At 45.5% G+C, this 23,708-nt stretch carries 24 protein-coding genes; 10 read left to right on the plus strand and 14 right to left on the minus strand.

The genetic code is table 11. From position 1 onward, the window contains the following. Positions 1–15 precede the first annotated feature (15 nt). The 5 genes from NAF19_RS18185 to NAF19_RS18205 form a co-directional block, all read right to left on the minus strand. Positions 16–1,197: an NRAMP family divalent metal transporter gene (locus NAF19_RS18185; RefSeq protein ID WP_252791753.1), complete on the minus strand. Its 1,182-nt coding sequence runs from the start codon at positions 1,195–1,197 to the stop codon at positions 16–18. Next, the gene (locus NAF19_RS18190) at positions 1,194–1,955 is read right to left on the minus strand and encodes a LamB/YcsF family protein (RefSeq protein WP_252791754.1); all 762 of its coding nucleotides are present in this window, start codon (positions 1,953–1,955) and stop codon (positions 1,194–1,196) included. Before NAF19_RS18190 ends, NAF19_RS18185 begins: the two co-directional genes overlap by 4 nt. A 15-nt stretch (positions 1,956–1,970) precedes the next feature. Beyond that, complete coding sequence (locus tag NAF19_RS18195) at positions 1,971–2,963, minus strand: 5-oxoprolinase subunit C family protein (RefSeq protein ID WP_252791755.1); 993 nt, start codon at positions 2,961–2,963, stop codon at positions 1,971–1,973. Beyond that, positions 2,960–3,697 (minus strand): 5-oxoprolinase subunit PxpB, encoded by a 738-nt coding sequence (pxpB, locus tag NAF19_RS18200; protein WP_252791756.1) that lies wholly within the window; start codon positions 3,695–3,697, stop codon positions 2,960–2,962. The genes NAF19_RS18195 and pxpB overlap by 4 nt, the downstream gene beginning before the upstream one ends. A 332-nt stretch (positions 3,698–4,029) precedes the next feature. Next, positions 4,030–4,209, minus strand: a complete 180-nt coding sequence (locus tag NAF19_RS18205; RefSeq protein ID WP_252791757.1) for a VOC family protein — start codon at positions 4,207–4,209, stop codon at positions 4,030–4,032. Positions 4,210–4,377: 168 nt separating this feature from the next. On the opposite strand from NAF19_RS18205, the gene NAF19_RS18210 reads away from it, so the two are divergent. After that, positions 4,378–4,650: a hypothetical protein gene (locus NAF19_RS18210; RefSeq protein ID WP_252791758.1), complete on the plus strand. Its 273-nt coding sequence runs from the start codon at positions 4,378–4,380 to the stop codon at positions 4,648–4,650. A 130-nt stretch (positions 4,651–4,780) separates the two neighbouring features. After that, on the plus strand, positions 4,781–6,235 hold the full coding sequence (locus NAF19_RS18215; RefSeq protein ID WP_252791759.1) for a TonB-dependent receptor: 1,455 nt from the start codon (positions 4,781–4,783) through the stop codon (positions 6,233–6,235). Positions 6,236–6,272: 37 nt separating this feature from the next. Here the strand turns inward: NAF19_RS18215 and NAF19_RS18220 are convergent, their stop codons facing one another. Further along, entirely contained in the window at positions 6,273–8,159 is a 1,887-nt protein-coding gene (locus tag NAF19_RS18220) for a glycoside hydrolase family 127 protein (RefSeq protein WP_252791760.1), read from the minus strand. Between the two features lie 228 nt (positions 8,160–8,387). Between NAF19_RS18220 and NAF19_RS18225 the strand changes: the two genes are divergently transcribed. From NAF19_RS18225 to NAF19_RS18245, 5 genes are all read left to right on the plus strand, one after another. Beyond that, the gene (locus tag NAF19_RS18225; RefSeq protein WP_252791761.1) at positions 8,388–10,109 is read left to right on the plus strand and encodes a WG repeat-containing protein; all 1,722 of its coding nucleotides are present in this window, start codon (positions 8,388–8,390) and stop codon (positions 10,107–10,109) included. 39 nt (positions 10,110–10,148) lie between these two features. Then, a complete protein-coding gene (locus NAF19_RS18230; protein WP_252791762.1) occupies positions 10,149–10,307 on the plus strand; it encodes a hypothetical protein in 159 nt (52 codons plus the stop codon). Then, positions 10,304–10,939 (plus strand): DUF2306 domain-containing protein, encoded by a 636-nt coding sequence (locus NAF19_RS18235; protein ID WP_252791763.1) that lies wholly within the window; start codon positions 10,304–10,306, stop codon positions 10,937–10,939. Before NAF19_RS18230 ends, NAF19_RS18235 begins: the two co-directional genes overlap by 4 nt. Before the next feature lie 217 nt (positions 10,940–11,156). After that, entirely contained in the window at positions 11,157–11,993 is an 837-nt protein-coding gene (locus tag NAF19_RS18240) for a CHAD domain-containing protein (protein ID WP_252791764.1), read from the plus strand. Positions 11,994–11,998: 5 nt separating this feature from the next. Continuing rightward, positions 11,999–12,475: a CYTH domain-containing protein gene (locus tag NAF19_RS18245; protein WP_252791765.1), complete on the plus strand. Its 477-nt coding sequence runs from the start codon at positions 11,999–12,001 to the stop codon at positions 12,473–12,475. A 9-nt stretch (positions 12,476–12,484) separates the two neighbouring features. Here NAF19_RS18245 and NAF19_RS18250 read toward each other — a convergent pair whose 3' ends face one another. Further along, complete coding sequence (locus NAF19_RS18250; protein ID WP_252791766.1) at positions 12,485–12,970, minus strand: peptide deformylase; 486 nt, start codon at positions 12,968–12,970, stop codon at positions 12,485–12,487. Between the two features lie 334 nt (positions 12,971–13,304). Here NAF19_RS18250 and NAF19_RS18255 point away from each other — a divergent pair, with 334 nt between their 5' ends. Then, entirely contained in the window at positions 13,305–13,793 is a 489-nt protein-coding gene (locus NAF19_RS18255) for a hypothetical protein (protein ID WP_252791767.1), read from the plus strand. Between the two features lie 324 nt (positions 13,794–14,117). Here NAF19_RS18255 and NAF19_RS18260 read toward each other — a convergent pair whose 3' ends face one another. Together NAF19_RS18260 and NAF19_RS18265 are read right to left on the minus strand one after the other, a co-directional pair. Beyond that, positions 14,118–14,702, minus strand: coding sequence for a DUF4142 domain-containing protein (locus NAF19_RS18260; RefSeq protein ID WP_252791768.1), 585 nt, complete (start codon positions 14,700–14,702; stop codon positions 14,118–14,120). Positions 14,703–14,939: 237 nt separating this feature from the next. Then, complete coding sequence (locus tag NAF19_RS18265) at positions 14,940–15,590, minus strand: YceH family protein (protein WP_252791769.1); 651 nt, start codon at positions 15,588–15,590, stop codon at positions 14,940–14,942. A 179-nt stretch (positions 15,591–15,769) separates the two neighbouring features. Here NAF19_RS18265 and NAF19_RS18270 point away from each other — a divergent pair, with 179 nt between their 5' ends. Continuing rightward, positions 15,770–16,606, plus strand: a complete 837-nt coding sequence (locus NAF19_RS18270) for an MBL fold metallo-hydrolase (protein WP_252791770.1) — start codon at positions 15,770–15,772, stop codon at positions 16,604–16,606. Between the two features lie 57 nt (positions 16,607–16,663). Here NAF19_RS18270 and NAF19_RS18275 read toward each other — a convergent pair whose 3' ends face one another. Further along, the gene (locus NAF19_RS18275; protein WP_252791771.1) at positions 16,664–17,332 is read right to left on the minus strand and encodes a FadR/GntR family transcriptional regulator; all 669 of its coding nucleotides are present in this window, start codon (positions 17,330–17,332) and stop codon (positions 16,664–16,666) included. A gap of 203 nt (positions 17,333–17,535) precedes the next feature. Here NAF19_RS18275 and NAF19_RS18280 point away from each other — a divergent pair, with 203 nt between their 5' ends. After that, positions 17,536–18,444 carry a metallophosphoesterase family protein gene (locus tag NAF19_RS18280; protein ID WP_252791772.1) on the plus strand — a complete coding sequence of 303 codons (909 nt, stop codon included), beginning with the start codon at positions 17,536–17,538 and terminating at the stop codon, positions 18,442–18,444. A 41-nt stretch (positions 18,445–18,485) separates the two neighbouring features. Here NAF19_RS18280 and NAF19_RS18285 read toward each other — a convergent pair whose 3' ends face one another. The 4 genes from NAF19_RS18285 to NAF19_RS18300 form a co-directional block, all read right to left on the minus strand. Beyond that, positions 18,486–19,250 carry an MlaD family protein gene (locus NAF19_RS18285; protein ID WP_252791773.1) on the minus strand — a complete coding sequence of 255 codons (765 nt, stop codon included), beginning with the start codon at positions 19,248–19,250 and terminating at the stop codon, positions 18,486–18,488. Continuing rightward, positions 19,247–20,035: an ABC transporter ATP-binding protein gene (locus NAF19_RS18290; protein WP_252791774.1), complete on the minus strand. Its 789-nt coding sequence runs from the start codon at positions 20,033–20,035 to the stop codon at positions 19,247–19,249. Before NAF19_RS18290 ends, NAF19_RS18285 begins: the two co-directional genes overlap by 4 nt. 1 nt (position 20,036) lies before the next feature. Continuing rightward, positions 20,037–20,816 (minus strand): MlaE family ABC transporter permease, encoded by a 780-nt coding sequence (locus NAF19_RS18295; RefSeq protein WP_252791775.1) that lies wholly within the window; start codon positions 20,814–20,816, stop codon positions 20,037–20,039. Positions 20,817–21,325: 509 nt separating this feature from the next. After that, entirely contained in the window at positions 21,326–23,548 is a 2,223-nt protein-coding gene (locus NAF19_RS18300; RefSeq protein ID WP_252791776.1) for a carbohydrate binding family 9 domain-containing protein, read from the minus strand. Positions 23,549–23,708: the final 160 nt, after the last annotated feature.

Genomic DNA, 23,708 nt, shown 5'->3' on the forward strand with positions numbered 1-23,708 from the left:
CAGGCTTTTTTCAATTCAATAACCCAGCATCTGCACAATTGCGCCACAACTCATATAAGTCATAGCAACCACGACGATAACGCCCAAAATGGTGAGCCATAATGGCTGTTTGTAAGCGAACACTATTTTGGAGCGATAGGCCGCCACAAGCATTACCCCTAAGGCAATAGGCAATATAAAGCCATTAATGGCGCCAACGGTCAGCAGGGTTTTAACCGGTTTACCAATTATTTCGAAAATGATACAGGATACGATGATAAATGCAATGATGATCTCCCTGTTGAATTTCAATATCACCGGGTGGAAGCTTTTTATGAACGAAACAGAAGTATACGCCGAACCCACTACAGAAGAGATACCAGCCGACCATATGACAAGGCCAAATATCTTATACCCAAATGCGCCGCTGGCTAATTGAAATACCGATGCGGCAGGATTATCCGGGTTTAATTTTCCGCCAGCGCTAACTACACCCAGGGCTGCAATAAACAGTAACAGCCGCATGGTTGACGCCAGGCCGATGGCGCTTAGCGCACCTTTGTTAATGGCCGGCAAATTTGCTATCCCAGTCTGCCGGGCGTCCAGCAAGCGGTGTGCGCCCGAAAATGTGATATAGCCGCCTACCGTTCCGCCGACAATTGTCAATACGGCGGTAAAGCTAAAATGTGTGGGATTAACGGCCCGCAATGCGGCTTCGGCTAAAGGAGGTTTGCTGATGTAAGCTATAAACAGGGCGAGTGATATTTTAAGCAGGCCCATGGTTTTGGCAAACGTGTCCATAACCTTTCCTGCTTCTTTATAAATAAAAATGCCGATGGCAATAATAGCGCTCATGGCCGCACCCTGGCTAACGCTTACGCCGAACAATACATTTAAACCCAGGCCCGCGCCCGCGATATTGCCTACATTAAAAGCCATACCACCTAAAAACACCAGGATGGAAAGGAAATAACCTAGGCCCGGAAATACTTTATTGGCTATATCCTGCGCGGGTTTATCGGCTACTGCAATAATGCGCCAGATGTTGAGCTGAGCGATGGCATCCAGCAAAATGGAAAGCAGGATAACAAATCCAAAACTCGCACCTAACTGGGCGGTGAATACAGCGGTCTGGGTCAAAAAACCCGGTCCGATAGCCGACGAGGCCATCAGGAATGCTGCACCCAGTAAAACGCTCCAGTTAGATTTTTTCGTCATAACGAGGGTGCTTTGATGGTAACCCCCTCGCTTTGAAGCTTTGAACGGATCATTTTAGCAAACTCTACAGCATGCAACCCATCTCCATGCAGGCACAAGGTCTCGGCCTTTAGCGGGATATTCTTTTTGTTTACAGAAACCACCTGTTGTTGTTTCATCATCATTAAAACCTGTTCGATAGACTGTTGCTCATCGGTGATCAGCGCATTGCTTTGCGTGCGTGGGGTAAGCGAGCCATCGTCCTGGTAAGTCCGGTCGGCAAATACCTCCGAAGCGGTAACCAGGCCCGTCTTTTTGGCAGCTTCAACCATTTCGCTCCCGGCTAATGCGTATAAAATTAAGGTGGAATCAAAATCATGCACCGCTTCAACAATTGCTTTAGCCAGCGCGGCGTCTTTTGCGGACATGTTGTATAAAGCGCCGTGTGCTTTAACATGATGTAGTTTACCGCCAGCCGCCTTCACAAAACCATATAAAGCACCTATTTGGTAAATCGTCATCTGGTAGGCCTCATTTGCGGATATTTTCATCTCCCTTCTGCCGAAGCCCTGCAAATCAGGCAGGCCGGGATGCGCCCCGATAGCCACCCCCTTTTTTATCGCCATTTTAACCGTATGTTGCATTACCTCAGGGTCGCCGGCGTGAAAGCCACAGGCAATGTTGGCCGAGCTGATATAGTCCATTATAATATCATCATTAGGCATGGGGTAGTTGCCAAAGGCTTCACCCATATCACAGTTTAAATCAATGACTTGCATAGTGTGGTATTAAAATTATAAAAATATGCTTTTTAAAGCAGTTGTTAGTTTGCTCAACTCATCTTCTCTTTTAAGATAGAGAACTTCAGCCTCACGCTGGCTTATTTCTTTAAAATATACGGTATCTCCGGGTTTCAACTGGCCGCAAAGCGGTAAATCAACCGAAGCCACTTGTGCAATCCGCGGGTAACCGCCGGTTGTCTGGCCGTCGGCCATCAGCAATATCATTTGACCACTGCCGGTAACCTGTATGGTACCTGGCGTAACCGCGGTTGAAATTAACTCATCATTTTTTGTTCGAACGATTTCCGGTCCTTCCAAACGAAACCCCATCCGGTTACTATTCCTGCCCAATATATAAGGAGCCAAAAAAAAATCAACAATGGATTGGCTGTTAAACCAGTCAGCCTCTGTGCCCGGGGTAACCCGTATAACCTTCCTGTTTGCTGGCAATATGAGCTGCCGCGGAATACTCCATTTAGCAAAATTGATTTGCTCGTTTTTTAGTATTCTTAATAAACTTGCAGAAATAGCACTTAATTGGCCAATACCACTTAATATATCGCCAGCATGCAACGAGCGGCCCTTAAAGCCGCCAAACGATGCCGCTAAACAGGTGCTCCTGCTGCCCAGTACTTCGGGTATTTCCCAGCCACCGGCAATGGATAAATAGGTATGAACCCCGATGGAACTATGGATAAGTTGGATGACGGTGCCTGCGGGGATAAACACAGGGCGCTCCGGGGGTAAAATTTGCGCTGCGCATTGCAATCGCATTCCATCCCCGGCATAAGCAATTAGCAAGTCGGTTTCTGCTCTAAACCCGGCATCCGCATAAGTAAATTCAATTACCGCCTGGTCGTCAGTGTTCCCCACGGCTTTGTTGGCTATCCGGGCAGACAAACTATCCATAGCCCCCGAAAGCGGCACTCCCTGGGATAGATAGTGACGGCGGCCCATATCCTGTATGGTACTCAGTAAGCCGGGTTTGAGTATACGGATTTTCATTCTGCCGCAACTAAATGATCGAACTCGAGCCGGCTTATCGGCTTAAAAATTACCCGGTCGCCGGCCTTTAACAAAGAGGGTTGCACGCGGTTGGCATCAAATAATTTAACCGGGGTTTGCCCGATAAGCTGCCAGCCGCCCGGTGTTTGCAGCGGATAAATACCGGTTTGTTTGCCGGCAATCCCCACGGAACCTGCAGGTACAGCATTTCGCGGTGTGCCCTTCCGGGGCGTGGCTAACGATTCGGACATTCCGCCCAGATAGGCAAAGCCCGGCAAAAAACCTATCATATGTACGCTATATTCTGTTGTGCTATGTAATTGGATAACGGCATCGACAGTGAGTTTATGAATTTTCGCGACTTCCGCAATGTCCGGCCCCAACTCCGCGTCATAACAAACAGGGATGGTTACGATATTGCCGGTAGCCACTGTTGTGTTTTCCAGCTTTTCGTGAAGTTGCGACAGGTAGGCGCTCACTTTTTCAAAACAAGCTGCACCGGGCATTTCATCCGATTGAATTACCCGCACAGGATCAAAAAAAACACTTAGTGTGGTATAAGCAGGCACAGAAGCTATGAAACCAGGGAAAGGATATTGGTTAAGGGATCGATCAAATCCAGTGATGACTTCAAGGATATCCTGGCTGATTTCCCCGCCAAATTCAATGGTCACTGCCTGTTCGCTTAAGCTGTAGATGGGTAATTTAGGATCAGACTTGAACAGCGTTTTCATTGCAACCATTTTCTTGTCCGAATTTACCATTTTCGGCGCACAGAACAATGGCCGGAAATAACCCCAAATGCTACCAAAGTGTAAACCTATACCAGTATTATTGCACGCAAAGCGTTCCGTTTTTGCACGTGGAACACCTGGAACGCTGTGGAACATTCTGATTATCAAATGTTTAAAATTTAGACAAATTGTCTTTCTCAATCTTCGTTAATTTCTACGCGATTGCCTTTAAACTCATGGAACAGCGCCAGCACATCAGCACATTGAAAGCAGATGGAGATTCCTTTGCCTGCTTCCTGCAAATGGTACACCCAGTGGTCGTCCGTAGCTGGCTATTTTAACATCAGGGAAACGCCGTCGCGCTGCAGGTTGCACCATTCAATTTTGCCGCGGGGTGTCCATTGGTGGGTCATGGTGAAACCAAGTTTATCTCTATAAAAACTTAACGAGGCTTCCATATCGCGTACTATAAAAAACGGTACCGCCAGGAGGATGTTTGGTGATGTGGCCATGCGTTAATTGGTGTGTATGTTCAAATTTAAAATTTATCCGGAAGAATAACCACGGAGGGTGCAAATCAAATTGTCGCTCAAATGCTTCCTATTGGATTCTGCAGGATGGTGGAATTTGGATGAAACCTTATTTCGTTATTCCCTAACCGTCGGTTAAAACCGACGGCAATGAAGCAAAGAACGAACTATTTCATTGCCGTCCCTTTTAAGGGACGGGATTTGAAAAGCGTGTTAATGGCTTTAGCCAAAAATGTACGAGCGACAATTTTATTTGTATCCCCGCAGAGTTTATCGAAAAAAGACACAGTGAACCCAGAGGTTATAACTAAACAGGGTGGTAGAAAAATGTTTTTTATCACAGCGACCTTTGCTCCTCCTCAGCGCAGTCGGTGGTTAAAGGCGTTTAATAAGTGGAGACGGTTACCATTAATTTCCCGTTAAACTACTATCAAATAATCCCCCGTTTGCCCGTTTTTAAAATTTCCCCTATTCAAATCGCAAAAAAGCCGTATTTTTAAAACATCTGCACACTACAACTGAACATGCCGTCAAGCGTAAATAAAAATGGTTTATGAACGTCATCCATAATAAAGAAATTGGAACCAAACAAAAGGCGCTGGCCATTAACCTCGATCCTAAGATTTACGGCTCGTTTGCCGAGATCGGCGCCGGGCAGGACGTGGCGGCTAATTTCTTCAAAGCAGGCGCATCGTCCGGGACTATAGCCAAAACAATGTCGGCCTATGATATGGTTTTCTCCGATGCCATCTATGGCGCGCAGGAAAGCCGTCGCTATGTAAGCGAGCCCCGCCTGATATCGATGCTGGAGCACGAATATGGCCTGTTAATTGAACGCCTGACCAGTCAGCGTGGCGATAAAACAACCTTTTTCGCCTTTTCAAACACCATGTCGGCGCTCAACTATCACAAAACAAATGATGGACATGGATGGATGGGCGTCCGTTTTCAGCTGGAACCAAACGGACCGTTTAATGATGTGGTGCTGCATGTTAAACTACTGGATAACGACAACGTTTTGCAGCAGCAGGCAGTGGGCATATTGGGTGTAAATCTTATTTATGCCTGTTTTTATTACCCCGAGATACCGCCAGTATTTTTGCTGTCGCTGATGGATAACCTCTCCCGCGATGCCATTCAGATCGACATGATTCGTTTTGAAGGCCCAAACTTTACCAAAGTTGATAACCGCTTGATGAGCCTGCACCTGGTAAAATACGGATTTTCGGACGCGGCGCTGTTTGGCCCCGACGGCAAAAACCAGCAGCCATCCGAAGTATTGTATAAAAAGCATATTGTAGTTATACGCGGTCGGTTCAGGCCTATCATAAACGTGCATTTGGATATGCTAAATACGGGGGTTAAGCAATTTGTGGCAGAGCCGGATGTCGACCGTAAAAACCTGGTAGTAATTGCCGAGCTTACGCTGCAGGCATTAAAAGAACGTAACGCCGGCGAGAGTGCCGAAATTGACGAAAAGGACTTCCTTGAACGGGTAGATATACTTTGCTCGCTGGGGCAAACGGTATTGATCTCCAACTTTCATGAATATTATAAGCTGGTAGCTTACCTGTCAGGCATTACCAAACTAAAAATTGGGATGGTGCTGGGCTACCCCAACCTCGAATATATTTTTACGGAAGAACACTATAATAACCTGCCGGGCGGTATACTGGAATCATTCGCCACCCTGTTCAGCCGTAAGGTAAAGTTGTTTATTTACCCCACCTTGCGCGATGGTGTAATATGGAACTGCCTCCGGTTTTACCCGCCGCCCCACCTTATCGATCTTTACCGCTACCTGATAGCCAACAACAAGATTGAGGATATACGCCACTACAACGAAGGCAACCTGCATGTACAAACCGACAAGGTGCTGAACATGATCAAACAAAATGAAGACGGGTGGGAGCAATATGTACCCGCCGATGTAGCGGCCATGATTAAAGATCGTTGTTTGTTTGGGTTTTCGTGTGTGAATGATGGTTTGGTAGCAGGTACCGAATAGCGTTAGCCAATAACAGAGTCTCCTTGCAAATTTCATTTCATTCCCCCGCCTTGTTCACCAACAGCGCTCCCCAAACCTTATAGAACGATGGCTGTTTTCCATTTCCGGCGGACGCATAATCGCAAAGCGTAATGCTAATCGGCCCTCCAGGGCTTTCGGTATATGATTCCGGGATAAAACTTGCCTTGAAAGCCATGTAAACATCGTCGGCTTTGGTTAAATCCTCAACGAGTTCAATATAACCGTTTACATCAGTTACGGGTTTTAACGCGGCTTCCAGTCCCGCGTCTTCAAAACGAGAATCCCTTGCCAAAACTATTGGGCCGCGCATAATTGCCGCGCTGCGGGTGGTTGTGCCCATTTCAATTACCCGGCCACGCATATCAAAGTCAACGATAATCTTGTCCCCGGTTTTCCATGTGCGCTTTATGCGGGTATACCGACCAGCTTGTACATCATTAACAATCTCACCATTTACGCTCAACTTTGTGTTTTTACTCCATGCTGGTATACGGACGAAAATTTCCATTTCCTGCGGCTTTTGCAGGCTAATATCCATTTCAATAGTGCCAGATTTTGGATATGCCGTGTGTTGCGTTAAAACAAGGCTGTCGCCTTGCGGGCTTTTAAGCTTAAATACCCCGTCCGAAAAATAGTTAACCTGCAGGCCTTCTTTTCGCGATGTAACCATGTAGGCCGGTATATTAAATAACCCGCGCGGGCCATTGGCTTCGCAACAGTTAAGCCCCATACCGCATTGTTCGCTGCCGGGCAGGCGTTGACCGTTTAGCGGGGTATATTTGGCCCAAACCGCTCCGTCAGCACTCATGGAACCAAGTAATGCGTTATAATATGTCCGTTCGGCTTCATCAGCGTATTTTGAATCGCCGGTAAGGCGCAACAGTTGCTCAGTAAGTTTTAACCAGGTAACCGTAACGCAAGTCTCCTGGTAATGGGTGACAGGCCTGTCCTGGAGTATATTACCGCCAAACCACATCTCTATAGATGCGCCCGATCCTACAATGTTTATTTCCGTATCGCGGATATTTTCCCAGGCGTCCATTACCGCTTTTTTGTAGGTTTCGTCACCCGTCAACCGGTAAAGTTCGGTAAGCCCTTCGTAACACGACATCATTTCATATGCCTTTTGACCCTGTTCGGGACTGTACCAGTTTTTGGGCTTCGGAAAGCGCGAACCAACGTTCACATTCGCCTTGCTTATCAGCTGTGGTCCATCAGGTGTCTCCCACTGCCGCACTATTTCCTTTGCAAAATCCAGGTATTTTTGATTATGGGTGGCTTTATATAACAGGCAAATGGGCTCCAGTACCGACGATGCCGCCATGCCCCTGAAATTACCCTTGGTTACAATTATGCCGTCTTTTTTAATTAGTTCGCTTATTAAATTATCGGCAAGACGGATTGCGCCGCTGAGACTTTTTTTATCGCCGGTAAGGTCGTAATAAGACAGCAACCCGAGCATACAATATTTGCGGCCCCAAATATCCCACTCTTCCAGGCGATGCCCGGCAGCATAATTGCCGATGTAACCATCCGGAGTTTGGGTGGCAAGCAACGCGCTAACCGAATGGTCGAGCACTTTTTTTAGTTCAGTTGAGGGTTGATATTTGTAGGCCAGCACAGCAGAGGTAAACCACTTACCCCAAAATTCATTTTGCCAAAGGTGTGTTTCGGTGCGGTTTTTCAATTTAAATGGTTCAATTAGCCGATCGGCATCCTGCGCCATTATACGATTGTTTAATGATGCGCTTAACTTATTCCCCAGGTAGCCGTTCAGCGCAACCGCCGGGGAAGGGGTTAGAACATTATCCACCGGGCTATTTTTATTTTGGGCGGATAGCCTGGTGCAAAACAAGCAAGCGCCGGCAAATACAGCACACAGTAATATTTTCTTTAAAACCATAATTGTTAAAGCTATGGCTTTTTTACGAAAAGTTAGAAGCCGGGTGATGTTTGTAAACAGGTACAAACCTCGCCCGGTCGATGCATACGGTTAACGGCTGGAAATTTCTGCTATAGCTATGGTTTTAAACACATTACTATGATAAAGCCTCGTTTAGGGTTGAAGCGATTTCCCGCTCCTGCAAACGTTTCTTTTTTCGATTCCTATAAAATCTGTTATCTTGGTATCATGAAATCCAAACCTTTCCTAAAAACCCTGGTCGCTATTGCGTTTATTTCTGCTGTATTGTTAATGGTAAAATGCAAAACCACAGAGAAAGCTCAAAAAGGCGAGATAGCCCAATTTTTGACTGCCTTTAATAAACAAGTTGAAGCACGCAATCCCGATTCTGTTTTGGCGTATTTCGCGGAGAGCCGTTCCGGTCGCTCATTTTTAGGTATGGCTAATCTGCTTTCGGGGAAAAGCGAATTTAACAGCAATTCAAAGCCCCTTGCTACCATCAGTCTTGACATTAACAGCGCGAACATTAAAATGATGAACGATAATGTGGCGATAGTAAGCGTTGTTACAAAATTTAGCCACGACTCGATTGCTTCGCGCGAGTCCCTTTTAAAATTCACAATAAAGAAAACGACACCCCGCCAATATAAAATACAGGATGTTGATGCTAAACGTTTTTTAGCCGAATATGCAGATTATGAAAGTGTGGTGCGGCAAAAAACGATGCCGCCGAAAGATATGTTCAGCCCCGAAACAATTGCCGCGTTTAAAACGGCCCGGGCACTTAAGCCGGCTTATGATACCGTTGTGTGGCTGGCCCACGTTGACAAAAAGACCTATTACTACGTGGTTAAAGGAAAATGGGATATGGATAACGATATTAATCGCTACCCCGACAGCGTTATAGCGCCTTACAAAATGGGCCTGGTTAACCCGGATTTAAAGGAAGTTATCCCTCCCCAATATGATTTGATACACAACATTAGCGGCACATTTCCCGGCCTGGTTGAGGTGGAAAAGGATGGTAAAAAAGGCTTTTATAACCTTAAAGGCAAAATAGTGCTACCGGTAAACTACGACCAGGTATTCCCGGTTAACGATGGCGATAACCTTGCTGTTTTACGCAACGGCGCCGATTATTTTTACCTGAAGCGGGACACGACAGTTTCGGACAAAGTTGATTTGAAAATAAGCGACATTATGCCGAAAATTAAGGGACTGGCGGGTTCGTTCGACCTATATAAAAGCGCGCTGAATGTTATAACGGAATATAATTCAGAAACCGAACATGGGGCAATCTACATAGCGCCCTCGTACCTGGTTGATTTGAATATTATTAATAAAAGGATGGATTTTAAAAACCCCCTGCGTAAAGTTGACTACGAGGACACCCATCTCAACTATAAGGTAACCTATACCACAACAGCCAAACCATCTGAAAACTGGCTCGAAGCTACGTTTTACTCTATACGCGATTACTTTTTAGGTGGAAGAAGCGAGTTTTACGACAAAAAGAATATAATAATTGTGGATAAGAAGAACAACCGCTTGTTTACGCAAGGTATTAGCTCTGATTATAGCCGTGAAGAAGCCTGGGGCGACGCATTGACCGGTGCTTGCGATGTGAACAGTATTAAGGTAATTAACGATTCGTTGTACGAAGTGAAAGCCGGCGCCACGTTTTATTCCGAGCTTTATGATTCTACTAAAGATATAACAGGTGGCCCGTACTATCATTATTTCGCCGTTAAAAACAACAAATTGACCGAACTGCCAAACGACCGCTTTTTTGGCTTTACCAAGTATGTAAAAATGGACGATAGTTATTTAAATGGATGTTATACAATGCTTGTCGGCCCGGGGGATTATAATCACCGGCAAAAAAAGACAATCAATCAAATTACGCCCGAAATGCTACGCATGATAAAAAACGAAATATTTGCTGATTAGGCTTATAAGTTCAAGGACAAACGCTGGGAAGATATATTTATGATGATGGAATCGTACAACCGCAAAACAATAGATAAGCAACCCTATAATGTCAGCGTCGACGACTCATTAACCGTAATTGATAAATATAATATCAACTGGATTAACCAGCGACTAAAAGGCAGCTCTGCACCCAAAAACACCCTCGCGGCAAAATGAAACTGGCGCTAAAGGTATTGTGGTATACGGTTTTTTTTTGGGTAGCGATATTATGCGTCGGTACCTTTTTACAATATTTCGATTTTAAGGGGCATTCATCCTTTTTGCAGATAAAGCATGCCGCAGTTAAAACCGGCTGGTACCTGCCTGCTTTTTATTGCCAAATTATAGGCAGCAGCATAATTTTGTTCATTGGGTTTTTCCAGTTCTCGAAAAAGGTATACAACAACCGGCCGCTGCACAAAACACTGGGAAAGATATACGTTTTCGGCGTGCTGTTTTTTGCGGCACCCGGTGCTTATGTGATGACGCTGTTTGTAAATCGCGGCGCGGGGGTTTTTACGTCATTCCTGCTACAGAACACGCTTTGGGTTGTTTTTACTTTGGCCGCATGGTTGCTGGTAATAAAGGGCCGCATAAACCCGCACATTAAAATGATGCGCCGTAGTTACGCACTTGCCTTTGGTGCCGTAACTTTGCGGCTTTATATATTCCTGTTTACGGTGGTAGGCAGTGGCGTCGGTTTTGCGCACAACTACCTTATCATAGCTTTCTTAAGCTGGGTGCCCAACTTGCTGGTAGCCGAATGGCTAAATTATACAGCGGAACCCCCTCGACTTTCGGCAAAATAAATATTATATCTCCCAATACTTTTACCACGGTGGTTAATAATTATGGGTTTCACGCACTTTTAAATATGTGATAACCAACGGTTGTAAGCATGAGCAATATCATTATTTAACTTTGCAGGGATAAGTACATTTGGTTGGGTTGTATATGGTTAACCTGCTGGTGTAAGCTGATAGGTTATCATTAAATAGTGTTAACCGAAACTTAATGTACACGGCTATGTTTAAAGAATCTGTAGTTGCCGCTGCATCGCCTTTGTTAGCTATGAAAAAACGGGAAGAGGAAAAGTATTTTGATAAGCAATGGGAAGCCATGACCGACAGCCTGGCCGCGTACCTGGAAACTGAGGATCCCGAAGACCTGCACCGCTTTAGGGTACAGGTAAAAAAATTGAGAGCCTTTATTATAATGGCTGATAGCGTTGAAGACGTTCCCGTGCTTGCGCCACTTTTTAAACCTGTTAAAAGTGTTTTTAGAAAGGCCGGGGAGATACGGAATGCTTTTATGAACCAGCAGTTAGGTAATGCACACCATACCGGCAACAATTTGCTGATGGAAAGCCAGCAGCAGCTGCAGCTTAATGCCCACCGCGATTTTAAATTGGCAGGGGATAAACATCTTGATAAAATAGGTCGCGCGAAACACCAGTTGGAAGGAAAAATACCACCAATAAGCGATTTACACATTAATCTTTTTTATCAGAAATTGCTGCAGCAGATAGCCGACGCTGTTAAAAACATTAAATTTAACGAGGGATTGCACGAATGCCGCAAGCTGGTAAAAATTTTAATTTACAATCTTAAACTGGTGCGGCCTGTACTAACCATAGGGTTGAATGAGGACTACCTGGAGCGGGTACAAACCGCCATTGGTGATTGGCACGACTGCGTGCTTGCTATAGAACTATTCTCGGGCGGCGAAGCTAACGATAAAGTAATTGTTGGGTCGCTGAAAAAACAAATGACCATACTAAAAAGAAATATTAGGGTGCTCACCAAAGATTTTTATAACCAGGCAACAACTGTTGTCGACTTGCCAATTGAGCAAATAAGCTAGCGTATATGGGGGTAGAAATAGAAAGAAAGTTTTTAGTTGATCATGATGCCTGGCATAAATTAGATAAGCCACCGGGCATACATTACCGGCAGGGATATATTTTGAGTGATGACGACAAAGTTGTGCGGGTTAGGGTGGCAGGGCCACACAGCTACCTGACGTTAAAAGGCCGGGGTTCCACTAATGTAAGCCGCAGCGAATATGAGTACGAAATACCCTTAAACGACGGCGAGGAACTACTGGCCACATTCGCCAAAAATGGCACTCAAAAAACACGTTACCGTATACCCTATAGCGGCTTTACCTGGGAGGTGGATGTGTTTTCAGGAGATAACGAAGGATTAATCGTGGCCGAAATAGAACTTAACCACGAGGACGAGAAATTTGAAAAACCAGCATGGATTACACAGGAAGTAACGGACGAAGGACGCTATGCAAATTCAAACTTAGCGGTACACCCGTTTAAAAACTGGAGCAGCTAGAAGACTGGACTACCCTCTCCATTTAAAGGACTTATCGTCAATTGCCCGCATGGTGCATAATACGCCGTTTAAGTGGTCGTATTCGTGCTGTAACAGCTCCGATAGTGCCCCCTCCATTTGCCATTGTTGTGGTTGCCAGTTTTCATCAAGGTATTTGATGGTTAAGGACTGGTGTCTTTTTACCTTTACCAGCAGGTTGGGAAAACTCATACAATCGTCCCACAGTTCAAATAGCTCGGCGCTCAGGTTATGCAGTTCGGGGTTAATGAACACCACAGGTTTATCAATGTTCATATAAATTAGCCGTTTCATTATACCCAGTTGCGGAGCGGCTATTGCCCGGCCAAAGTTGTATTTAATCCTGATCTCCTTCATTACATTATCCATGTCTGCTACCCATCCGTATACAAGTGGCAACTCGGCTTGCAAAACGGGATCGCAGCTTTCGTAGAGGCGGGCATCGCCCAGCAAAAGTAAATCGGCAAGGGTTTTCATATAATAGCACTTTAAACGGCCAAAAATAAGATTTTTTGGTTACCATGCGGATTTCTATCTATACAACCCGCCCGCTGGTCGATTGCTTTTTTTTGTTAATAGCAGTTGAGGTAGTTTTGTATGCTTATTAACGCAAATACCCAATTTGCTTCATGTAATAAAGGTTTAGGTTAAGGCCTCCGGACAGCGAGTGTTAGGAGGCCTTTTTTGTTGCACCCATTCACTTCCTTGCGATTTGTAGCTTTCTTCCCCAAAAATACCACATCTGTATTATTGATGCCGCCTTTGTAAAGCCGTTGGTTTGTAATATAAAAACAAACAAAAATTAAAACCCATGAAAAAAGCATTTACATTGATGGTTGCGGTACTGGTATTGTTTACCATCGCCTGCAAAAAAGACAGCACTACCAAAAAAGCCGCTTCTGGCGAAAACAGCTGGATATTAGATGGTGTAACCTACAAAACCGGGATTACCAGCCGGGCCAACACGTCCGGCGGCGACAAAACCACTTTAATAAACTTTTGGACAGCGGTGCCCACCTCTGACTTTCGGGTTAACGGCGTTTCGGTGAGCTTTGCGACAGTGCCAACGGCAAGCGGAACATTGAAGCTGAAAGGCGGCGTGGGCGGAACGCTTACTGCAAACCAGTTTGAGCTTGCGGCTTCCACCCTTACAAAAACGTATGCCTACCTGGGCGCCGATGTTGATATAACAGTAACGGTTACCGGCGGAAAAGTAAAAGTTGTTATACCCGAAATAACACTGAAATGCACCACCAGCGACCCTGACGTAAAACTTTCGGGTACAGTGCAGGAGCTTTAAGCGGCTCGGGTGAAAAAAAACAGGGCCCCGGTTCTGCGGGAGCCCTGCCTGGTGAGCTGCTGAAATAACACTGAAGTAGAATTTGTGCCCCTGTACTTGTCTGTGTTCCCACCAAATTTGTAAAGCGTTGGTCGCTTTTTATCTAAACCTCTGTAACAAAAATAACATACAAAATTGGCTGGCGGTTATACAATGCCGTACAAGATGATACATTTTGGTACACGGTATTTTTAGCTAAGAACGAAGCAAAAAACAGGAATACACATAACAAAAAAGGGAACAGGCGCCATACCCATTCCCCTCTTTAAACAGCGAGTGCATATATTATTTCATACTGTCATGTATCCTATTAATGGCATCCAGGTGCGTTTGCACCACCGGCGCGGTCTTAACGGCGAAAGCTTTTAATTCGCTGTCTTTACAATCCTTAGCCGCCATATTCATCAGGTCGAGGGTTTTCTTGTGCCCGTCAACCATGGCATCAACATAGGCCTTATCAAAGTCTTTGCCTGATAATTTAGCAAGGTCTTCCAGTTTTTTCTGATGATCGGCATCTGGTGCGGCTGGCAGCGTAATGTTTTTTGCTTTTGCAATGGCAGCCAGTTCGTCATTTGCCTTACCATGGTCGGTAACCATCATATCGGCAAAGTTTTTAACCTGCGGGTTGCTTGCTTTTGTTTGGGCCAGTTTGCCTAAGGCAACTTCGGCCAGGCCGCCGTTAGCAGCGTCAGTAGCAAACTTAGCATCTTCGGCAGTTACCGCTATGCCTCCCGTGGCCGCAACATTTGTAGTGGTGTCCTTGGTTTTGTTTAAACTATCGGCATTTTCTTTGGCATCCTTGTTGCCGCCGCAACTCTGCATAGCACAGGCTGCAAATGCGATTACTATCGCGAAACTTAACTTCTTCATAGGTACTTAGTTAGTGTGTTTATAAATTCAATAAACAAACACCCGGCACACCATTAAAGTTTTAACTTTTAAATAAAATATAATCGTAGAAGGGAAAAGAAAAGAGAGTCAAGAACCAAGAGACAAGAATCAAGAGCCAAGAGTCAAGACGAAGGGGACAAAGTTTTATTCTAGTCAGTAGCAAACCGTTGAATTGGGTTTGTTTTTTATCCTGGCTCTTGATTCTTGACTCTTTCTCTACGTCAATTCTTTCATCAATTTATCAAAAGCTTCGCGTAGTTCAGCAAGTTCGGTTTCCAGCTTGGTTACCCGTGCCTCAAGGGCGCCGCGGTTGCTTATCGGTGCGTCATCATTAAAATCGTCCTCGGTAAACTCGGGTACACCGCTCAACAGGTGGGCATAGCGCACTTCTTTTTGCCCCGGGCGGCGGGGCAACTGCATTAAAAAGGGCAGTTCTGGACTGCTTAGCCGCTCCAGTTTCTCCTGCACTTCTTCTATCGATTCAAACTCGTACATCCTGCCAGAGTTGGTATTTATCTCGCCGGGCGTTTGTGGTCCCCGCAACATTAAAAGGCAAATTATGGCTACCTCGGCCGGTAATACAGGGTACACAATGGCAAAGTTATGTTTGTATTTTACGCTGCGGATTGACCCACCGGTGGCAGTGGATATTAACCCGCGCCGCTTCAGGGTGTTTAATGCCTGGGCAACGGTGTCGTCATCATAATTAACAACCGGCCGGCGCGAGGTCTTCTGGTTACAGGCAAGCGTAAGGCTGTTAATGGTCATGGGGTAATAATCGGGCGTGGTTTTGCTTTTCTCCATCAGCGAGCCAAGCACACGCAATTCAACAGCATCAAGTACGGGTAATGTTATTGGTGAATCCATGAGGCTAATATATTGAATTTCGGATTTCGGATGTTCGATTTCGGATTTAATTAATATTGAATTAGCGATTTTTCATTAACGGATATTTCTTTTGTGTGTCTTTCAACAGTATTCCTAATTCAAAAAATCCGAATTCGAAAATCCGAATTCCGAAATAATACCGTTATTTGTATCCTCATATGTCACTTTTCATCGCGTCATTAAATTCGGGAAGTAACGGTAATTGCTATTACGTGGGTAACGAGCACGAAGCTGTATTGATTGATGCCGGCATATCCTGTCGCGAAACCGAGCGGCGCATGCTGCGGCTGGGGCTGTCGATGAAGAAAGTTAAGGCCATTTTTGTATCGCACGAACATTCTGACCACATTAACGGTATACCGGTTATCGCCAAAAAATACCGCCTGCCGGTTTACATTACACCGCCAACCTTGCGGCGTGGCGGACTAATGCTTGACCAGGAACTGGTTATCTCCTTCGGGGCCTTTGAAACCGTTGTTATTGGTGATTTGCATATCTCGGCGTTCCCCAAACAGCACGACGCCAGTAACCCGCATAGTTTTTCGATAACCTGCCGGGGGATTAAAGTTGGGGTGTTTACTGATATAGGCGTAGTTTGCGAAAACCTTATCAGTCATTTCAGTCAGTGTCACGCGGCCTTCCTGGAGGCTAATTATGATGATGAAATGCTGGATAAGGGCGGCTACCCCTACCACCTGAAACGCCGTATCCGCGGCGGACAGGGCCACCTATCCAACAAACAGGCGCTGGAGCTTTTTATGGCACACAAGCCTTCGTTTATGACGCACCTGCTGCTGTCCCACCTTTCAAAAAACAATAATGACCCGCAATTGGTACAACAACTTTTCGACGAATGTGCCGGTGGTGTAAATATTATAGTTGCTTCACGATATGCGGAGAGTGAAGTTTACTACATCGGCCAACGGGTGGAGAGCTACGCCATACAACAAAACGGGTCAGTTGACTTTAAGGCACAACAGATATCGTTGTTTTAAGGGGCCATTGCCGATCGGGGTCTACGACTCAAATTTCACCATTCACACCTCACCACCTCACCTCGTTATCTGCCCCGTAATTTTCCCGCTCCAATGCCAGGCCATTTTGGGGTCTTCGCGTAACACTGTATCAAACAGTTTATGATAGTTTTCGGAAGTGCTTTTAAAAAAGGACGTATCCTGGTGCGCGTTCAACAGGTCATTTTTAAGGGGAACCGAAAATAATTTATACAAATCGGCCAGCATGTCGTTTTTTGATGCTTCGGCCATCAGGATACAAAAATTTACATGTGCGTCAATACAGTCTTCAACCAGGTTCTCATTCGCAGCCTTTGTGCGTTTCTTTAGCGCATGTTCAAGCTTTGAGATATCATTGCCGGTGCGGTTCATGGCTGCTTTTTCGGCAATTTTCATTTCCAGTATTTCGCGCACCTCAGTAATGTGTTTAGCTGATGCCCGTTTAAGGCGCTGCCCCAGCGGCTCATTAATGCCCGAGCTATCCTCAACAAAAGTACCTATGCCCTGCTGAACCCGCAGAAAACCAGAGTTCACTAAAATTTTAACTGCTTCGCGGATGGTGGACCGGCCTACGCCAAAACTTTTCATCAGTTCGGCCTCAACAGGTAGCTTTTGGTTTTTTTTGTAAAGGCCTTTTAATAGTTGTTCCTGTAATGTAACAGCAACTTCGTCGGCCAATGATTTTCGCGTAATTAGGGTTGGGTTCATCGTATCATCTGACGAGTATAAATATACGCGTAGTTTCAGACATAGCAAGGGTTTTCGTATTAACGTTATGTAACATTTTGATGTAGTTATTATTTGCTGCAGCCTACGTTTTAAATCGCCCGGGGGTTATCATTTTGTTGATATTAACCTCATAGTTGTTTTAATCCCGATGCTTAATTTCGTCTTTTATAAATGCAAAAAACATGCAACGACGATCGCTTATAAAAAACCTTGGCGGGCTGCTGTTAATCCCGGCGCTGCCTTCTTTCGGCGCAATTGCGACGGATAAAAAACCAGTGCTGCGGGTTGCCCATCTCACCGACATCCATTTAAAAGATAAGTGGGATGCGCCGGCGCGTTTTGCAAAATGCCTTCAGCACGTGCAGCAACAGCCCGGCGTTGATTTTATATTAAATGGCGGCGATGTGGTCTTTGATGTAAATAAAGAAAACCTCGATGTTATAAACTCCCAATGGAGCCTGTGGCACAAAACCCTTAAAGCGGAATGCAACCTGCCCATGCATTATGTTTTGGGCAATCATGATGTATGGTGGAGCGAAAACGATAAAGGCCAAACCCTGTACGGCAAAAAGTACTCGATGGACCAATTGAAGCTGGCAACTCCGTACTATAGCTTCATAAAAAATGGCTGGAAGTTTATTATGTTGGATAGTGTCCACCTGGATATTGATAACACATGGTATATCGGTAAACTTGGCGACGAGCAATTTACCTGGCTGCAAACAGAACTTCAAAACACACCCGCGACAATGCCCGTTTGTGTGTTATCGCATATTCCTATTTTATCAGCAACACTAATGGTGGATGATATTGCTGACGGCAGCAATAAATGGGAAATATTAGGCGGCGATATGCATACCGATACCGGTAAAATAGTCGATCTGTTTTATCTGCATCCCAACGTAAAATTGTGCCTAAGCGGCCATATACACCTGCGCGACAAGGTGGTTTATAACAACGTAACCTATATATGTAACGGGGCGGTTAGCGGCGCCTGGTGGGAAGGCAACAAACGCCAAACCGCCGCCGGTTACGGTCTGATCGATTTTTATGCTGATGGAACGTTTACTGAACAGTATATAAATTACTGACCCCTGGAATTACGGACGCCAAATTCAAAACGCAAAAAGCCCTACTGTTGATCCGTTTTCGGTTTCTTGGCATCCTCGGCGGCCTTCGCTTTTTTGATTGAATCCTGCTGGGCTTTTTTCTTCTTTTTATTAAAGAAACCCTTTAACAGAAAATTACTTTGCGCAGCCTTCAAGTCGGTATTTAACGTTGTGGTGGTAGCGTGCACGTTAGCCATAGTCGTTTTGGCCTGTCTAACGGTACCTTCCAGGTCTTTCGATAATTTATCGCTGTTCAGCAAACGCCCGATACTACCTTTGCCGCTATTTATTTTAGCCACAATTTCCGATAGCCCGGATGTCAGCGATTCGGCATTATCAGCCACCTTTGTCAGCTTGTTTATTATCTTGTCAACATCAAGCGGGGGTATTGATGCCAGTTGCCCGCCGGGGGATACCGGGGTGGTGCTTGTAACGCCGCCTGGGGCAATAACCACCAGCTTATCGCCCATCAGGCCATCGCTGCCTATGCTGATTTTTGAGTCGGTTTTTATAAATTTCTTTACCTCGTCGTTTAGGGTAAGATCAACCCGTACCGAACTGTCGGTTACAATAGTAATGTTTTGCACTACGCCCACGTTTATACCGGCAAAGCGTACATTGTTACCCACCTGCAGGCCGTTTACATTTTTAAAGGTGCCGTAAACCCCAAAGGTTGAACTGAACAGGTTTTTTTTGTTGCCTATAAAAAAGACTATTAATACCAGCACCAGTAAACCTACAAAGGTAAATATGCCAATTTTTATTTTTTGTGATGCTGTTGCTTTCATGATATATCCAGAAAATATGATTTTACAATTTCATTTTTTGATTTATGCAGCTCGTCAAACGTGCCCTCTGCAATGTATTTGCCATCGTCCATAATCACCACCCGGTCTGACGCAATGCGTGCACATTCCATGTCGTGAGTAATAATGATGGATGACGTTTTTAGCTTTTTTTGAATGTTTAAAATAAGGTCGCTAATCTCCCGCGAGGTAATAGGATCGAGGCCCGTTGTTGGTTCGTCGTACAACATAATCTCGGGGTTCACAATAATGGTTCGTGCCAGGCCTGCCCGCTTGCGCATGCCGCCTGATAGGTCCGACGGCAGTTTATCAATCGCATCCAGCAGGCCTACGCTTTCAAGGGCGTCTTCAACCTTTTTATCTATTTCGGCTTGGTCGGTCAATTTCAGAACGCGGGTAAGCGGAAACTCAAGGTTTTCGCGAACGGTCATCGAGTCGTACAGGGCGCCGCTTTGAAACAGGAAACCGATCTTCATCCGCATTTCTTTCAACTCGTCGTCTGATAGTTCCGACACCTCCCGTCCAAACACCTTAACCGAACCTTCAGTTGGTTTCAGCATGCCTACGATACATTGTATAGTCACCGATTTGCCGGTACCGGAGCGACCAAGGATAACGATGTTCTCGCCTTTCCGGAGGTCGAGGTTTATATCTTTGAGCACCTTTTTTGTGCCGAATGATTTTTTCAATCCCGAAACGCAAATAACAGTTTCCCGTTTATCGGTAGCGGTATGTTTTTGTCCGTTTTTTGTTTTGTCCGCTTCCATGTTATTTATAAAATAATAAACTGGTTACCTGTACGGCAATGGCATCGATAACAAAAATCCAAAGAGAAGCCGTTACCACTGCCGAGTTTGCCGCTATCCCAACGCTTTCGGTGCCTTTGTTTGATGTGAACCCTTTGTAGCAACCTACAAAACCAATGGCGAAGCCAAAAAATATGGTTTTTACCAATGCCGGAATAAAATCGGTAAAATCAAGTGCTGCAATTACCTTCGTAAAATATAGCTGGAAGCTTATGCTGTCGCGGATATTGAGCGCCAAAAAACCACCGAACAGCCCAATGGCGTCGCCAAATATTGATAGTATAGGCACCATTATGGTTGTGGCAATAATGCGGGTAACCACCAAATATTGCGTTGGGTTTGCCCCTGATACCTCCATGGCATCCAGTTGCTCGGTCACCTTCATGCTGCCCAGCTCGGCGCCTATGCTCGAGGCTATTTTACCCGCGCAAATTATGGCGATGATAACCGGCCCAATTTCGCGAATAAATGAAACCGACAACGTTTTTGGCAGCATGCTTGCCGCGCCGAAAGCCACCAGGGTGGGCCGCAGCTGCAATATCAGCACTACGCCCATAATAAACGAGGTAATGCCTACCAGCATCAGCGAGCGGTAGCCAATTTCAAAACACTGGCGCACAAATTCCGACCATTCAAAACCACCCACAAAAATGTTTTTGAAAAATTTAAAGAAAAACGCCACCTGGTCGCCAACGCCTTCAAACCATTTTTTCCAGGCCGGTATCATAACCTCTTCTTCCATAGGAGCTTGTGTTTTTTTGCTATTAAAGCTTGTATTTGTTAATTTGTTTTTAGCTCAATCAAATTATTTTAACCTGGGGTAATTCGGGCCGGCTGATAACGTTGAGATTATGGGCAAACGGAATGCGCTTGGTTTTTATAATTGAGTTATAGAGATAACAGTGGGGAGGGGGAATTGTTTGAGGGTAGGATTACCAGGCTTGGGGAGATTGAAAAGCATTTGGGGAGCGTGCATTATTGTATAGTTTTACGTTGCTGTACACAGTGAAACACAATAAACAGGGTGAAACAGGAAAAAGTCAACCCAACTCGCTAAAAAGCTTGTTTCTGTATTGATAATGCACTTTTTGCCTTATTTGCCACCCTGAAAACACGAAAAGTACTGACAAATCAGTGTCAGTACTTTTCGTAAAAAATAGCTTATGGCGGTGTTATGCCGGCCACTTTAAAACAAGAAAATCTGTCCGCCAAACACCGGGCCGGTTTTGTAATATTTAAAAGAATCGCCTCCTAAAACTGCTGCAAATAACTAATCTTCGCAATTAAATGGTCTTCAGTCTGCGGGTGCACCGTTAAAGTGTTGGCCACGCCGGCCACGCCCCGGTTGTAGATAAGGTAAACATACGACAACGGCGAAAACTCCCACGACAGGCGGATATTGTAATTGTCGGCGTTATCAAACGAGTTTTTTTGGTAGATGCCCGTAAGCTGCACGCGCGGATTAAGCGCAAAGCGGCCCTGCAATATGTACAGGTTTACATTTTTGTTTACTTTTTGCTCGCCTACGCCGGTAAAATGGTTTTGGTTGAACTCGCCCAGCAGCGAAATATGGGGAATGGGCGCAAATTGCAGTTTCCAGTCCGCCGAAGTTAAATGCCCGTTAAAGTAGGTGCCGGTTTTCCAGTCGAGCATTAGATTGATGATTTTTGAAGGGTCGGTACTCAGCAGGATATTGTGCACCGTGTAATTATAATCACCGGGCGCAATGTTGACGTCGAGCGGGGCAAATACCTCCGTTAAATGCTGCCTTGTAGGCGTAAATCCATAGCCCAGGTAGGCCCCGCTTTGTAGGTTAAACCAGATAGGATAGAACGCCAGGCTCATTTCGGCAAATTTACCAGTTGATGCTGTATAATAAAGCTCCGGCAATATCCCGGGCTCAAATGCGCGGATGAGGCTTTTAAACGGCAGCAGCCCACCCCGGTAATAATAATTCATGCCCGGCGTGGTGCCAATGATATCCTTACGGGATACGAAGCCAAGCTGCGGGTCAAAGTCTTTAGTGATGAGCGATTCTGTCCACCATATTTTATATTGGTTGGTCGAGTTGATGTATTGCATCACCCCTCCAAACCCTTTTTTACCCGTATTGGTAGTGGTTGATTGGGTTAAAATAGCGTTGATTGATTGCGACTCGCCAAGCCGGAAAAAACCATCAACAGTACTTTCCACATTTGAAACGCCGGGCTGATTTTTAACGCTCACTAACGCGCCAATCCTATTTTGGCTGCCAAAGTTTTCAGACACCCGCCCTACAAAAAAATTAGTGCCGGGCAGGTCATTGTCCCCTCCCTGTCGCATTACAATTGCACCATAATTGAGGTTCGATGAGCGATAAACGAAACGCCCGCCACCTACAATCGGGATTGGATTGCCGTTATCATCCAAACCTATATTGCGGCTGAAAAAAGGCTGGTACCGCATCGCCCCGCCCGATCCATCTGCAAACTGGCTTACACCGACGCCAAACAGCGAGGCATTCTCTAAAAAAAACTGCCGTTTTTCGGGAAAGAAAACTGAGAAACGGGTGATATTGTTTACCTGCAAATCGGCATCGGCCTGGGCAAAATCGGTATGTGCTGTTAAATCGAGGATGGCGTTGGAGTTGATGGCCCATTTTAAATCGCCGCCGGCCTTAAAATGTGTGCTTTGAGGTTTCACATCTGCACCTAAATTGCTGTAATGATCGTACGAGGTCAAAATATAAGGCTGCACCCGGATATTTGTGGCTGGCGGCGGTGGCTGCAGGTTGGTAAGCTCGCCTGCGTAGTTCATGTGCGTTGCGCTGAACACCCGCGGAAACGGCGAAAATGCGCTGATTTCGTTGGTGAGCCTGCGGTTGCGGTAAATATTCAGTCCCCAGCTTTGTATGGTATCTACCCGTTTGGGGTAGCGCAGCGTTTTCCAGGGGATGGCAATTTCGGCTACCCAACCCGAGTCAGACCGGGCAGTGCGTACTTCCCAAAGGCCGTTCCAGTCGATATCAAAATATAAATCGTCAAAAGCCAGCAAGTCGCGCTGCACGCCATAGGCATTGGTGGCAAACACCATGGCATTGCGCTTATCATTAAAAGCATCGAACGACAGGTTTATCAAGTCGTGCTTCATAAAATCAAAATCGCGGATAAAATCGGTAGCGCGGATGGCCTTTTTACCCAGCGGGTCGTTTAATATGATGCCGAAATACAAATATTTTTGATTGTAAAGCACTTTCACCCGGGTCTCGAAGGCAGTTGGCTTGCCCTGGTTTGGTTCAACCTGGATAAATTGTGGCGAAGGCGGTGCAAGGGCCCATTCCTGCTCATCAAGCTTACCATCAATATTAATCGTGGTGGAGATTTTGACAGCCTTTAATTGCCTGCGGACGCTGTCAGGTTTGAAAAAGTCGGCATCCTGCGCTAAAGAGCGCATTGCGGGCATTAAAAGTAACAGGAAAAGTAAACGTTTAATCATGGTTTAAACTGGATGGCAGGGGAGCCTAAAAATATAAAAATTTAGCGGAGCCACAAAGATCAGTTGGCTGTTACAGGGAAATCGCTTTTAAACTCTTTGTGTTACAAGGAGGCACCTCCGGAGCCCGAATTTTCGATTTGTCTTTGCCTATAAACAGGTG

This window comes from Mucilaginibacter flavidus (assembly GCF_024055575.1).
GTDB lineage: Bacteria > Bacteroidota > Bacteroidia > Sphingobacteriales > Sphingobacteriaceae > Mucilaginibacter > Mucilaginibacter flavidus.